This window comes from Halorubellus litoreus, from assembly GCF_037081675.1.
Classification (GTDB): Archaea; Halobacteriota; Halobacteria; order Halobacteriales; family Natrialbaceae; genus Halorubellus; species Halorubellus litoreus.
Window position 1 is genome coordinate 704,944 of record NZ_JAZAQL010000002.1, and the last position, 13,408, is coordinate 718,351.

16 protein-coding genes and 1 tRNA gene are annotated in these 13,408 nt (G+C 63.2%); 10 read left to right on the top strand and 7 right to left on the bottom strand.

Features of this window, described 5'->3' with window-relative positions:
- The first annotated feature begins 91 nt into the window (after positions 1-91).
- Both VYJ16_RS10755 and VYJ16_RS10760 read left to right on the top strand, forming a co-directional pair.
- Positions 92-1,147, top strand: coding sequence for an Mrp/NBP35 family ATP-binding protein (locus tag VYJ16_RS10755; protein WP_336350304.1), 1,056 nt, complete (start codon positions 92-94; stop codon positions 1,145-1,147).
- A gap of 1 nt (position 1,148) precedes the next feature.
- Positions 1,149-1,451: a DUF7976 family protein gene (locus VYJ16_RS10760; RefSeq protein WP_336350305.1), complete on the top strand. Its 303-nt coding sequence runs from the start codon at positions 1,149-1,151 to the stop codon at positions 1,449-1,451.
- A gap of 132 nt (positions 1,452-1,583) precedes the next feature.
- Here the strand turns inward: VYJ16_RS10760 and VYJ16_RS10765 are convergent, their stop codons facing one another.
- The gene (locus VYJ16_RS10765; RefSeq protein WP_336350306.1) at positions 1,584-2,147 is read right to left on the bottom strand and encodes a heme NO-binding domain-containing protein; all 564 of its coding nucleotides are present in this window, start codon (positions 2,145-2,147) and stop codon (positions 1,584-1,586) included.
- A 158-nt stretch (positions 2,148-2,305) separates the two neighbouring features.
- Between VYJ16_RS10765 and VYJ16_RS10770 the strand changes: the two genes are divergently transcribed.
- From VYJ16_RS10770 to VYJ16_RS10780, 3 genes are all read left to right on the top strand, one after another.
- The gene (locus VYJ16_RS10770; RefSeq protein ID WP_336350307.1) at positions 2,306-2,938 is read left to right on the top strand and encodes a uracil-DNA glycosylase; all 633 of its coding nucleotides are present in this window, start codon (positions 2,306-2,308) and stop codon (positions 2,936-2,938) included.
- A gap of 159 nt (positions 2,939-3,097) precedes the next feature.
- Positions 3,098-3,961: a hypothetical protein gene (locus VYJ16_RS10775; protein WP_336350308.1), complete on the top strand. Its 864-nt coding sequence runs from the start codon at positions 3,098-3,100 to the stop codon at positions 3,959-3,961.
- A 97-nt stretch (positions 3,962-4,058) separates the two neighbouring features.
- Positions 4,059-5,168, top strand: coding sequence for an outer membrane protein assembly factor BamB family protein (locus VYJ16_RS10780; protein ID WP_336350309.1), 1,110 nt, complete (start codon positions 4,059-4,061; stop codon positions 5,166-5,168).
- 73 nt (positions 5,169-5,241) lie between these two features.
- Here the strand turns inward: VYJ16_RS10780 and VYJ16_RS10785 are convergent, their stop codons facing one another.
- On the bottom strand, positions 5,242-5,448 hold the full coding sequence (locus tag VYJ16_RS10785) for a hypothetical protein (protein ID WP_336350310.1): 207 nt from the start codon (positions 5,446-5,448) through the stop codon (positions 5,242-5,244).
- A 68-nt stretch (positions 5,449-5,516) separates the two neighbouring features.
- Here VYJ16_RS10785 and VYJ16_RS10790 point away from each other — a divergent pair, with 68 nt between their 5' ends.
- Together VYJ16_RS10790 and VYJ16_RS10795 are read left to right on the top strand one after the other, a co-directional pair.
- Positions 5,517-6,278 (top strand): hypothetical protein, encoded by a 762-nt coding sequence (locus tag VYJ16_RS10790; RefSeq protein ID WP_336350311.1) that lies wholly within the window; start codon positions 5,517-5,519, stop codon positions 6,276-6,278.
- Between the two features lie 63 nt (positions 6,279-6,341).
- Positions 6,342-6,424 (top strand) — tRNA-Ser (locus VYJ16_RS10795).
- 245 nt (positions 6,425-6,669) lie between these two features.
- Here the strand turns inward: VYJ16_RS10795 and VYJ16_RS10800 are convergent.
- Together VYJ16_RS10800 and VYJ16_RS10805 are read right to left on the bottom strand one after the other, a co-directional pair.
- On the bottom strand, positions 6,670-7,077 hold the full coding sequence (locus VYJ16_RS10800; RefSeq protein ID WP_336350312.1) for a hypothetical protein: 408 nt from the start codon (positions 7,075-7,077) through the stop codon (positions 6,670-6,672).
- Complete coding sequence (locus VYJ16_RS10805; protein WP_336350313.1) at positions 7,074-7,679, bottom strand: DUF7344 domain-containing protein; 606 nt, start codon at positions 7,677-7,679, stop codon at positions 7,074-7,076. Before VYJ16_RS10805 ends, VYJ16_RS10800 begins: the two co-directional genes overlap by 4 nt.
- 504 nt (positions 7,680-8,183) lie before the next feature.
- On the opposite strand from VYJ16_RS10805, the gene VYJ16_RS10810 reads away from it, so the two are divergent.
- Both VYJ16_RS10810 and VYJ16_RS10815 read left to right on the top strand, forming a co-directional pair.
- On the top strand, positions 8,184-8,759 hold the full coding sequence (locus tag VYJ16_RS10810) for a hypothetical protein (RefSeq protein WP_336350314.1): 576 nt from the start codon (positions 8,184-8,186) through the stop codon (positions 8,757-8,759).
- 92 nt (positions 8,760-8,851) lie between these two features.
- Positions 8,852-9,985 carry a signal peptidase I gene (locus VYJ16_RS10815; RefSeq protein ID WP_336350315.1) on the top strand — a complete coding sequence of 378 codons (1,134 nt, stop codon included), beginning with the start codon at positions 8,852-8,854 and terminating at the stop codon, positions 9,983-9,985.
- A 38-nt stretch (positions 9,986-10,023) separates the two neighbouring features.
- Here VYJ16_RS10815 and VYJ16_RS10820 read toward each other — a convergent pair whose 3' ends face one another.
- Positions 10,024-10,338, bottom strand: coding sequence for a DUF7964 domain-containing protein (locus VYJ16_RS10820; protein WP_336350316.1), 315 nt, complete (start codon positions 10,336-10,338; stop codon positions 10,024-10,026).
- Positions 10,339-10,696: 358 nt separating this feature from the next.
- On the opposite strand from VYJ16_RS10820, the gene VYJ16_RS10825 reads away from it, so the two are divergent.
- Positions 10,697-11,905, top strand: a complete 1,209-nt coding sequence (locus VYJ16_RS10825) for a DUF5305 family protein (protein WP_336350317.1) — start codon at positions 10,697-10,699, stop codon at positions 11,903-11,905.
- Positions 11,906-11,924: 19 nt separating this feature from the next.
- Here VYJ16_RS10825 and VYJ16_RS10830 read toward each other — a convergent pair whose 3' ends face one another.
- Positions 11,925-12,566 (bottom strand): class II aldolase/adducin family protein, encoded by a 642-nt coding sequence (locus VYJ16_RS10830; RefSeq protein WP_336350318.1) that lies wholly within the window; start codon positions 12,564-12,566, stop codon positions 11,925-11,927.
- The gene (locus tag VYJ16_RS10835; RefSeq protein WP_336350319.1) at positions 12,563-13,267 is read right to left on the bottom strand and encodes an HAD family hydrolase; all 705 of its coding nucleotides are present in this window, start codon (positions 13,265-13,267) and stop codon (positions 12,563-12,565) included. Before VYJ16_RS10835 ends, VYJ16_RS10830 begins: the two co-directional genes overlap by 4 nt.
- Between the last annotated feature and the right edge of the window lie 141 nt (positions 13,268-13,408).

The window sequence follows — 13,408 nt, forward strand, 5'->3', positions numbered from 1 at the left end:
CGCACTCGCGCACCCCTCGACCGGACGCGCCGAGGGGACCGCGAGTCCGCGTAACACAACCCTTTTCGCTCGTTCGCCCCGACGAACGCGCATGGACGCAGACGCCATCCGCGACGCGCTCCGGAACGTCACGGACCCGGACCTCGGCGACGACATCGTCTCCCTCGGCCTCGTGAACAGCATCGAGGTGACGGACGACAGCATCAACGTCGACCTGGCGCTCGGCGCACCGTACTCGCCGACCGAGACGGGCATCGCGGACGCCGTCCGCGACGCCATCGGGAGCGTCGACCGCGAGGTGAACCTCACCGCGAACGTCGACACCGGCCTCGCCGCGGACGACGACGTCCTCGCGAACGTCGAGAACGTCATCGCCGTCGCCTCCGGGAAAGGCGGCGTCGGGAAGTCCACGATGGCGGTCAACATCGCCGCCGGCCTCAGCGCCATGGGCGCTCGCGTCGGCCTCTTCGACGCCGACGTCTACGGGCCGAACGTCCCGCGGATGGTCGACGCCGACGAACCGCCGGGCGCGACGCGCGACGAGACGCTCGTCCCGCCCGAGAAGTACGGGATGAAGCTCATGTCCATGGCGTTCCTCGTCGGCGAGGACGACCCCGTCATCTGGCGCGGCCCGATGGTCCACAAGGTCCTCACGCAACTCTGGGAGGACGTCGAATGGGGGCACCTCGACTACATGATCGTCGACCTCCCCCCAGGAACCGGCGACACCCAACTCACGCTCCTCCAGACCGTCCCCGTCACCGGCGCGGTCATCGTCACCACCCCGCAGGACGTCGCGCTCGACGACGCCCGCAAGGGCCTCGAGATGTTCGGGAAACACGACACGAACGTCCTCGGTATCGCCGAGAACATGGGGACGTTCAAGTGCCCGGACTGCGGCGGCGAGCACGCCATCTTCGGCGAAGGCGGCGGCCAGCAGTTCGCGGACGTCCACGACATGCCGTTCCTCGGGTCGGTCCCCCTGGACCCCGACGTCAGGACCGGCGGCGACGAAGGCGCACCCATCGTCCTCGACGAGGACTCCGCGACCGGCGAAGCGTTCCGCGAGATAGCGCGGAACGTCGCGAACAACACCGGCATCGTCCGCCGCCGCGAACACACCACGCGCAACCCGCCCAGTCAGTGAGATGACCGACGACGCGCCCGACCGGGACCCCGACCGCGACGCCGATTCGACGGCCGGCCAGGACCCCGACGTCGACACCGAGTCCGACGACGACGACTTCGAGTCCGACCCCGAGCGCGCTGCACTCCTCCGCGAGGTCGCCGACGACGTCCGCGGCGACACCAGCGAGTCCGAGCAGCTCGCGAACGTCCTCTACCGCACGAGCGACATCTACGACCCCGACGAGGACACCTCCCCCGAGGAGGTCATGCAGAACGTGAAGTTCATCCTCGAAGTCAAGGAACGTGGCGGCCTCGGCCGCTGACCCACCCGCGTCACTCGCACGCGACGAGCCGCCGTCTTCTCGACGACAGCGACGACAGCGACGACAGCGACGACAGCGACGACAGCGACGACAGCGACGACCGCGGTCTCGCCAGCGAACGCTGGCTGGCGGTCAGTGCGCCACCGCGTCGACTTGGACGCGACGGACGACGAGGTCGCAGTGCGCGTCGCCGTCCAGCTGGCACGTCTCGTGCGTGATGTCGTAGGACTCGCCGTAGTACGCGCCGACGCCGTCGATGATGCCCTCCCCGAGCATGCAGAGCTGGCGGTCCGAGCCGTACCGGACGACAGCGAGGTCGTCCTCGAGGCGCTTGGCCTGCAGCGCTGGCGGCGTGAACTCCGACAGTCGCTTCGCGCGCAGCGCCTCGTGGATGTACGTCTCGACGTTCGCGAGCAGGTCCAGGCCCGACCAGTCGCGCTCGACGTGCACGCCGTACGTCTCCACGAGCGGCTCCACGATGTACCGGCCGAACGCGTACAGCAGGTCCGCCTCGTCCTCGCCGGAGAGCTCCGACGCCGCGCCGACGAGCGCGAGCGCCTCCGCGTCGTCGTACTCGGAGACCGGCACGTAGAGCTTCCCGCCGAGCCCCGCCTCCTCCTGGATGGCGCGCCACGTCGCCGCGTCGTACTCCTCGACGACGAAGTCCTTCAGGGTCTTCATCACGATCCCGTGCATTCGTGTCGCACGTCAAAGGGGGAGACCTTAAAATCAACTCACGGAACGGCACGATTTATTGAAATCAATCCAACAACATTGTCGAGGGCGTGCCGGTGGCGACGCTCGCGCTGTGGCGACCCAAGCGACTTAACAGCGGGCGCGCCCACCGATGGAGCGTGGACGCGAACCAGCTGGAGACCTCGAACCCGTTCGGGATGGACGACGACTGCCGGAACTGTCCCGCGCTCTGCGAGACGCGCGAGCACGTCGTGCACGGCTACGGCGACGTCGGCGCGGACTTCCTGTTCGTCGTCGACGCCCCCGGCGCGGGCGCCGACCAGTCAGGCATCCCGGCGTTCCACGACGCCGGCGGCGACCGCTTCCGGCGCATCCTCGAACGCTGCATGCTCTGTGCGAGCGCCAGCCCCAAGAACGAACCCGACCTCTCGAACGCGTACGTCACCTCCATCGCGCGCTGTCACCACCCCGAGCGCGACCCGACCGACGAGGAGGTCGGGAACTGCGAGCCGTACCTGAACGCCGAACTCCGCATGATCAACCCCGAGATACTCGTCCCCGTCGGCGAACGCGCGCTCGCCGAGATCGCCGAAGAGTACACCACGACCGCGGCGAGCGAGCTGGGCGTCGACGATCACCACGCGACGAGCATCCGCGGCCGCGGGTTCGAACTCGCACCGATGAAATCCCCGGCGGCGATGACCGACGACGACGAGCAATCCTTCGTCGAGTTCTTCGCCGAACTCATGGCGTCCGATTATCGACAGACGAAAGGACGACGCGAGCGGTAAATACATCGAATACATACCGTGTATAAAGAAAGAAGGTATCTGACTTTCTAACTAAAGTCTGAGGTTGGAATGTGCTTCCTTTCTGCGAACATGCGTTCTAACCACTTCGGAAATATCAGATAGTAAGGATTGAACCTTGGTGGACAAATCGTTCTGTTGATGTCTGGTAAAAAGACACGGCGGAACGCGTTGAAAGCTGCATTGAGTGTCGGTTTGGTGGGTTTCTCTGGTGTCTCCTCGGGAGCTAAACCGGATGATGATCGTCGTGAATCCCCCGATCAGATCGGGACCGGTTCGAAAAAACTCGACCTCGGTGAAGTCGAGGGGATGTCAGAACGAGAGTATCGGAATTACGTTGAGAAGGTCCGGTCCGAAGATGGTCTGGAAGCAGCGAAACGGGTAAATCCGTTCTACGAAGATGGGCCATCGACCTCTTCGACGCCCGGTGGGGCCAATACGGTCTACGTCGACGCCTGGAATACGAACCTCGACATCGTTCTGGACGACGGCACCCATCTTGGAGACGTCCAGTGCGACGCGACGCTCTTTAGAAGCGTCGACGCACCAGAGGGGCAGTACCACTATTGGTTCTGGCTCAACTCGAATTCGAAGCCGAATTCGGGCCCATGGTGGTGGACCGCCAAACCCAACAGCATGGAGAACGGTATCAACGTCATCGACAACGACTTCGCGGTCACCCATTACAAGCCGAAATCGACGGTCCCCGTCAGAGAGAAGAAATATCGCATCGGGAGTAAGATCGAATTCGGCGACGTCGGGTACGGAACGACCGATACCGTGTACAAGTCGTACGGGAGGAATCAACCCATCACCACGATTCAAGGGAACGAAGGAGAGTACCGCGTGCGCTGGGACCTCGGCGATTCGAGTCCCCGGTACGAGAACATCGCGCTGAATGCGACGGTCCGACTCCGAAGCGATCGAAAACTAGAGAAGGACAGCGAGATTCCCTCTGGACTGTTCACTTGGTACCCCACAGGCACGATGAAGCGCACGTTCTGAAAGCACGCTAACAACACCCTCTCCCACTATGATTCGAAGACGAGTCCTCGGGTGTCTGGCTGGCCTCTCGGTTTCGACTACGGCTGGATGTGTCTCGATGTTCCCCGGGCAACGCGGTACAGACGCGCCAGACGCCGACTACGTCAACGTCGGTGATGACTGGCCGATACTCGCCGCAGACGTGAACAACACCGGGAGAAGAGCGAACAGCGGCATCTCGGAAGTGCCGACGACGAGATGGCGTGTCACCAGTGGTCGGCCCTTCGACGCGGGTGCGGTCGTCGAAGACGGTATGGTGTTCGCTGGTACCGAAGATGGCCAGGTGCTCGCTGTCGATGAAGCGACTGGCGAGGTCGCATGGAAGACCGAAGTCGATGCTCGACGACTCGTCGAACCCGTTGCCAGCGGAGATGGCATCGTTGTCGCAGGTCGAGGCGATGGATTCCTCTCAGTTCTCTCCAGAGACGACGGCAGTCTCGCTTTTGCTGTCGACTCTGGAGAGACTCGAGCGGTGACGGAGGCACCGACGGTGAACGACGGAGTCTGTTATGTACCCGTAGACGTCCAGTCCGGCGACCAGACGAGAGGACGACTGGTCGCCATCGATCTCGAAGCCGGAGACAAGGAGTGGGAGCTCGATTTTCCATCACCGATATCCACACCTGCGCTCTCCGACGGCGAACTCTACGTCGGCACGGTTGACGGGACGCTGGTTTCGGTCGATAGTCGACGTGTCGAGCGGAATCGCATCGCAAGGACCGAGGGGAACGTCACGTGTCCGCCTACCGTCGTGGACGGTGTCGTCTACTGCGGCGGTATGAACGGCGTCGTGCACGCATTCGACACTCGGAACACGGGACGGACGTGGACGACACAGTTGCAAAGACCTGTTCGTGCGTCTCCGGCCGTCGACGAGAAATCGGTTTACGCGATGGATATGGGTGGGACGGTGGTACGAATCAACCGACGGAGCGGAGAGACCGCATGGGAGTTCCAGACCGCACCCGTGACGACTGCCCGGTCGATCTCCCTCGTCGGAGAGATCGTATACGTCCCGACCGATCGCGGAGTCGTGGGTATTGACAAGAATACTGGCTCGGAGCGATGGCAGTGGTCCGGCGGGAACGTCAATCACTCTGCTCCTGCTGTCGCAAATGGGACGGTTTATTTGACGTCAACGGAAGGCGACGTCGTGGCTGTGTCTTAATCAGCTACCCAACGTCCCTCGAGAACGTCCGTCCAGAGTGCTGCGATGGGTTCTGACTTGTCGACGGGAGCTGCTACCAGTACCGTGTCGTCTTCGTTCGCGCGCCGGTCCAGCCGAGCGCGACGACGCCGACGGCGAGCAGTGCGACGAGCGCGACGACGGCGCCCGTGGAGACGGGACGGAACTCGCCCACGCGGAGGCCGAACGCGGCGAGCGACCCCACGCCGCCGAGTGCGACGAGGAGCGACCCGAGGAACCCGAGGAGTCGAAGTCGATTCATGCCCGGGAGTTCCCCCAGCGCGGACATAAAACGGCGGGTTGAAGGACGGCGCGACCCGACCGTGTGCTATGACTCTCGTCGCCGTGCTCGCGGACCCGCCACGCCCCGGACTCGTCCTGGACTCGCTCGTCGACGACGGCCCGCTCGACGCGACCGAGGCCGCGGACCTCTACGAGGCGAGTCTCAAGGACACGCTCGCCGCCGTCGACGACTCGGGCGCGAAACTGCTCGTGAACTACCGCGGCGACGACACCCTCCCCGACGAGCACGTCACGGACACGCCCGCCGAAGCCGAGATTCGAGCGCTCGCGAGCGACGTCCTCGACTTCGACGCCGAGGACGTCCGGTTCGAGGTCCAGGTCGGCTCCACGTTCGACGGCCGCGTGGGGAACACCGTCACGCACCTGCTCCGCGAGGACCCGGACGTCTCGAGCGTGCTCGCGACCGACGCCGTCGCGCCGCTCCTCGGCCGGAAGGACGTCGACTCCACGAGTATGAAGCTCCGGCGCTCGGAGATCGTGCTCGGCCCGAGCACCGACGGTGCCGTCTGGGGCGCAGCGTTCGGCGAGCCCGTCGACTTCGACGGCGCGTACACCACGCCCGCCGTCGAGACGCTCGCCCAGCGCGGCGTCGACGCCGGCAACGACGTCGGCTTCGCACCCACGTACCCCCGGCTCGACACCGTCCCCGGGCTCCGCGCGACCGTCGCTCAGATTCGCGCCCGCCAGCACGCCGACCGCGTCGTCCCGCAACGCACCGCGCGGGTCGTCGACGACCTCGGCCTCGCCGTCCGCGACCGGGGCGACGGCGCCGAACTCGTCCGCGAGTGAGCGCGCGACCGAACCACCCCTAACCGACAGGCATAATGGCGTTCTCCCAGAAGCACTGACCGAGGTGGGATGGCAGAGCGGCCCATTGCGCCTGCCTTGAAAGCAGGTGGCGTCATGCCTCCTGGGTTCGAATCCCAGTCCCACCGCATCTCGTCGAACGCACACGAGGAGCGGTAGCGACGAGTCGCGTTCGACGAGTGTACGACGACTGGATTCGAATCCTATCAGTCGCGCGCAGCGACCGACCGTGAGCGAGCACGTCTGATTTCGGTTCGAATCCCAGTCCCGCCGTCGTTCCTCCGACCATCACGCGCCGAGCGACAGCGACGAACGCGGTGGTGGACGGGCAGCGGTGTCCGGTCTGTCGCTCGTGACTGCTCGTGTCCAGTCGTCACTCACAGACGATCTCGCGTTCGAGTTCGACGCGGACGCCGTCGCCGCTCGCGCGGATGGTGACGGTGTCGCCGCAGGTGACGTTCGCGACGGTGCCGGTGGTCGAGTCGCCGCCGTCGAGGGTCGTGCTCCCGGGCGTGAGCGAGACCGTCTCGCCGTCGACCGTCGCGGTGACGGCGCTGAGCGTGGTGCCTTGCGGGAACTGGTTCGTCACCGTGATGCGAGCGGTCGTGTCGTTCCCGGAGACGTTCGCGGTCACTGCGACGCCGAGGTACGCACGGTCGTCGTCGACGACAGCGATCTGGATGCCGCGCTCGGCGCTGACCGCGGAGAACGCGCCTGTACCCGCTGTCGTGGCAACGACGACGGCCGCCGCCGCGAGGACAAGCCACCCACGGCGGCTCACGGCTCGCGCACCTCCGCCGGTTTCTCTCTCGCACCGAGGCGCATCCGATAGTAGTTGTCGTAGCAGTGCCCGACGGCCGACACGAGGAGCGCCACCGCGAGGAACAACCCGCACGCACCCGGCGACACCCACGAGAACGGCGGAACGCCCATCGACGTCCCCGCGACTGCGAGGAGCGCAATCGCGGAGAACCCGAGGTAGTACACGCCCCACGGGACGTCACCGCCCGTGAGTGAATCGACGTAGAAGTTCGCGCGCTCGGCCTCCTCCGAGAGCGACACCGTGCCGCGTCGAGCGTCGAAGTCGATGAACCCGTAATCCGCCATCTTCGACAGATGGAACTGGCGGAGCGCGTTCCGCACGCGCTTTCGCTCCCGATGATCGAGTTGCTCGACGGGCTTGTCGTACTCCCAGCTCGCGACGCGCTCCGCCAGGTCGCTCACCGACATCGGACCATCAGTTCGCTTCAGCGCGTGAATGACGAACCGCCGACGCTGATTGCTGAGCATCTCCAGGACCGCATCGCGCGAGAACGAGGCGTTCGCGGGCTCGTCGGCGTCCGCCGTTCCCCCGGTGGCGGACGGCGACCGTGCTTCGCTCATCGTCCTCGATCCACGACCGGCGTACTTCCCCCTCGATACGGTACGTCAGACAAGGACTGCTGCCCCCTCATAGCAGCGAAAGCCACGCAAGGCGTGCAATTTGTTATTCGCAGAATATGCGGAATGGTGAGTAAGTTCCGCAATCCTACCGAGAACCAGTTTATCCGATGGCTCTCTTGGTGCCGCTCCGCTGTTGGCCATCTCCCGTCTCCGACCTGTTGTCAGAAGCTATCCAGTGGCTCACCAATCCGTTCACATATCCGGGAGAGTCGAAAACCACCGTTACCGCGATTACGTTCGCTCGTAAACGACGTTCGCCGAATTGCTGTCCCTCTATGTGAGTCGTACAGCGGGAATTGCACTGGCAGATGGCATTCTCCATCGCTTTTGCGGGCTGTATATTCCAATACTGGACCCGGTTCACTATCGAGGTACGCACTCCGCGATGGAACGGCGTCTCCAGCCGGCGAGTCGGGGAGTGCGCAACAAACAGCACATCGAACTATGGAACGCAGAAAATTCGTTGTCGGCTTAGGATCGCTCGCTGCCGGTGCAAGCGCTGTGATGGGCACTGGAGCGATTACGGACTCTACGATGGAACGTGGCGTGAAAGGCAGAGTTGCTGCTGACGGTCCGAACAGCGCGTACATCGAGGTCCGTCCGAGCTCGAACGCTGGAAACGAAGAACACGTTCGTTTCAATCCGAGCACGGGCGAGATGCAGGTGTACTTCGGAGACATCGGCTCTGGCGGCGCGGGTCTCAACCCCGACTCTCGCAATTACTTCGACGTCGTGTTTTTCGTGGAGAATCAGAACCCGTCGGGGAACTCCAGCCACGGCTACTTCCTCTGGTTCGAGGACGTGCCCAGCAGGCTGAACTTCTACGTCGACAGTCAGGATCCCGACGCCACCAGCCTGGTTGGAAAGAGTAACGCCCGACAGATGGATTGGGGAGGCGAAGCGCAGCTTCCCGTCGGCGTCTGTGTCGACCTCATCGACTCCGGCCTCACCGCTGGAGACAGCCTGCCCTGGGACGAGGACGACGAGTTCACGATGCACATCGAGAAGCGAAACGTCTAGTCAGCGCTTACAACCAATTCTTTTTTCAATCAACGTCACCCCTTACTGTATTCGGTTCATTACGATATTCGTCCCAACCGTCCACGGATAGTATGAGCCTCAAATCGGTCTTCTCACTGTTTGTTGAACTCTTGGTTATCGTGCTCTTGGTGGGGCTCCTCGCCGGTCTGTTCCTCGGACAGCCGGTCGGACTTGCGTACGTCGAGACCGAAAGCATGGCACCGACGCTGGAACCCAACGACGGGTTTATATCGATTCCCGCGTCCATCGCTGGTCCTGTCTCACCTGGTGATGTCATCGTGTTTCGGGCGGAAGTCATCCATGGCGGCGGCCTCGTGACTCATCGCGTAATCGAAAGAACGGAAGCGGGGTATATCACGAAAGGAGACGCGAATCCGTTCACGGACCAACGGGGGAGCGACGAACCCACAGTGACGGACCAACGGATAGTTGCGAAAGCACTGGCAGTGAACGGTCGCGTCCTGGTGATTCCATCGTTGGGTGACTTCGTGACGACGACGAAGGGCGTCATTGGGTCGATTCAACGACATACATCGGCTGCAATTGGAACGCGGGCATTCCTCGGGACCACGGGCCTCGTCTATCTCACGACGATCCTCTGTCTCTGTGTGTATGGCGCGATGCTGGTCTACGGCCGACGTCAGTCATCTGAACGAAGGTCCGGACGGGATGTTGGTCGATCGGTGGGGGCTGACGCTCGATACCCCCTAGCGCTGATGGCGCTGTTTCTCGTTGCATCGACGAGTGCACCGATGCTCATGGCCTCCGGGACGCAGAAGATTGACGTGCGAAGCGATTCGGCGGAACGCGTCTCACTGGAGGTCTCGAACAACGGGCTCCTCGGAACGACGACGATACTCGAACCGAAAAGCGATCGAATTCGTATCGAACCGACGTCTGTGAGCGTCGGTCCTGGAGCAACGGAGACGGTCTCTATCAGGGTCCTGCCTGGACGTAGTGGCGACACCCAATACCGATGGTTCGGGCAGCATCGATATCTCACGGTTCTCCCGCCATCTGTGATTCGTGTTCTCTTTTCACTCCATCCACTGGCGCCAGTCGTCGTTATCGACACGCTCGTGGGTGGGTCCTTCTATCTTCTTGGCATCTCCCTCGTGGGGTCTGGTCGGGTGCGCAATCGTTCCCGACGGGCAACGGCGTCAGTAACGTCTCGCCTTCGTCGAGCGATAGTGTGGAATCGATAGGCCGAAGCTCGAAGGTCGTGTGAACGAGGGGCCGTCTCTCAGAGAGCTTTCACCACATCGAACTGACGGGTATACGTCGACTGCACCCAGTCATCGAGGACGACGTCGAGCTGCGAATCGGCGGCGTCGAGATCGGTGCTATCCGTCGAAGCGAGGTGCTGCCAGTGGCCTTCTGCGTCGTCGTAACCGAGTGCATGAGCTCCCGTTGTTGTCGCGATCTTGATTGCGTAAAATCGAACCTCATCGTTGTCTGTGATTCCGCCGTACGGAACCGCACTGACGAGGCGGTCGTCGAGGGCCACGAGTTCGTCGCTCAGGAGTGGTCTCCTCGGAAGTTGGGTGATTCGCTTCATTATTCGAGTCCTCGGTGCATGGACGGACGAGCACCCGTAAAGTTATACACCGTCCAGGAGGTTTGGACGCTAGCTCGAGCAGTGGAACGTGTCTTTTCGATCGAGTCATAGAACGATTGCTGTTGGCCTGCTGCGTTCTCTCGAGGGGCTGATTGCGAGGCATGTGAGATCGCGTATCTGTTGCTCGATGGACCGCACCGAACTCGACCAGATCCTGACCAGGCACGTCGACTGACACTGAACGCTCGACATCCAGGTGATTACAATCGAGTTGTCTCGCGCGTGAAAGTCCGCAATGACCGTTTCCTGCGGCGCAACGGTCGTATAACTAACTCTGGTCTGCTCGATTGGGCGAAGGATGAGCGATTCCACACTTCGACTGAGAGCCTTTCTGGACGCGAACCTGATGTTGGTCCTTGGCGTACTCGTCGTCGTGATTGCGATCGGAGGGTGGGTGACGGCGACGACACACATCGCTCCGGGAACGGAGACGGTGGAGCGAACTGCTTCCGAATGGGAGACGACGGGGACGTTCGAACACCGGGCAATCGTGACCGAGGAGAACGCGCTCTATCCGATTGGAGCGAACCTCACGAACCGCTCGACGTACCTCGCTCGCGTGGCACCCAGATTCGAGGGGAGATTCGTCTCCTCGTATAGGGCGAGTGACAGTGGAACGGTGAACCGAACCGTCCAGCTTGAGCTAGTGATGCAAGGAGTCCGTCAAGACAGGATGGAGGACAACCTGACCGTTCTCTGGAGCAAGAACCGCACGCTGGGACGTGACGGAAAGTCGTCGCTCCAACCGGGCGAACACGTGTCTGTTCCGTTCTCGTTCAACGCGACAGCGGTCTCAATGCGAGCGGAAGACATCGAGGAAGCGATAGGGAAACCTTCGCGGGAGACGCGAATCGTCCTTGTTGCGACTGTCCGCACGGTTGGGCGAGTCAACGGTGAGCCCGTCGAATCCAGTCACAAACAGCACCTGTCACTGGACTTTCGACGGGAGGCGTACGACGTGACCGGTAGCGGCCCAGAGACCCAATCATTCGAGGATACGAGGACCGTCACGCGAGAACAGGAATATGGCGCCCTGCGGGCAGGCGGTGGTCCACTACTGTTGTTCCTCGGAATGGTCGGCTTTGGACTGGTCGTCACCGCGGACCATCACGACCGAATCCGGCTGTCCGCGGTCGAAGAAGACCGAATCACCTACCTCGAGGATCGGAAGGAGTTCGACGAGTGGATCTCTGAAATCCACCTCCCCGAGCAGGCCTTCGAGTTGCCGAGAGCGGAGGCCGCGTCGCTCGGGTCGCTCGTGGACTTCGCCATCGACACCGACAACGGTGTCGTGGAGTCGCCGCACGAAGCGGTGTTCTACGTCGTGCACGACGGGTACCTCTACGAATATCGGCCGCCAGCTCTTGACCACGTCGGCTCAGTCGAGCCGGCTGTTGGCGGCGACGATTCGGAACCGGTCTACATCGACGAGCCTCGAGTCGACGAAACCCAACTCGCTGGCGACGAGGTTGGTTCGGGCGTGGTGAGTGGGGGTGCGGAGGATTAGTGCGCGTCGACGCTCTTCGTCAGTCGTCGCTCTGTCCGTAGCTCTCGAACTTTTCGAGGACGACGTCGAGTTGGTCGTCGGTGAGTTCGTGGGGGGTGCTGCCGATGGCTTTGGCGCGGAGGTAGAGTTCGCAGAGTGATTCGACGTGGACGGTGTTCTCGATGGCGGTGGGGAGGTCGGGGCCGGTGACGACGAGGCCGTGGTTCTCGATTATCGTTGCAGTCGATTGGGCCTCGCGCATGGCGTCGACGGCGTTCTTCGCGAGGGCTTCGGTGCCGTAGGGTGCGTACTCGGCGACGGGGACGCGTTTGCCGACGGCGACGATCATGTAGTGGATGGGGGGGAGTTCTTCGTGGAGCGTGGCGAGCGTGGTGGCGTACGGCGAGTGCGTGTGGACGATGGCGCCGGGTTCGTCGAACCGGTAGATGTGTCGGTGCATGGGGACCTCGCTGCTGGGGTCCATGGCGCCGTCGAGGTGCTCGCCGTCGAGGGAGACGAGTGGGACGTCTGCGGTGTCGAAGCTGTCGTAGGGGACGCCCGTTGGCGTGATGGCGAACGCGTCGCCGTCGCGCACGGAGAGGTTCCCGGTGCGGCCGGGAGTGAGCGCGGCGAGTTCGGGGGCGTGTTCGACGACGGCGTCGCGGATAGCGTCGTGTGTCATAGCAGCACCTCGGTTACGGCCGCGAAGTCGTGAACCTGATGGTCTGGCTGCATGCGGCCGCGGAGGTCGTCGTGTTCGCGCCGCGGGTCGAAGAGGACGGTTTCGAGGCCGACGGCGTTCCCGCCCTCGATGTCGGCAGTCGGGTTGTCGCCGACGAACGCGGCGTCGCTCGGGCGCGTGTCGAGCTGGGCGAGCGGGTCGGTGAACATCACGCTACTGGGTTTCTCGCGCCCGGTCTCCTCGCTCGTCAGGAGGAGGTCGACGTACGGTTCGATGCCGAGGTGGTGTATCTTCTTCAGTTGGATGCGGGTCGTGAGGTTCGTGACGATGCCGACGTCGACGTCGGCCGCCTGGAGTTCGCGGAACACGGGTTCGACGTGGTCGTAGATCTCCATCTCGTGGACGTACGCGTCCCAGTACGCTTCGCCGAGTTCGAGCGCGTGCTCGGACTTGTGCGTTCCCGTGTGGATCTGGATGGCGCGCTTGAAGTACAGGAAGCGTTCGTGCGCGCTCGCGGTGCCGGCGAGTTCGCGTTTGGTCTCCCGGCGGCCTTCCTGGTAGAGCGTCTCGAACGCGTCGCGGTCGAGGTCGTATCCGAGTTCGAGCGCGGTCCGCCACGCTTCGCGCTTCCCCGCGTCGTTACAGGGCTGGTACGGGTAGAGGGTGTCGTCGAGGTCGAAGAGTACGGCTTCCGGAGGCATACCTCCGGCGTTGGCCGAGCGAACGATTAGGTTCTTCGGACCGTGCTGACCGCGAGCAGCCGATGCTGGCGTTTCGCCGGGAGGACGACGCGCGTTTCAATCCGAAGTACCTCGCGTTTGATGTAATCGAGCCGGTGGACG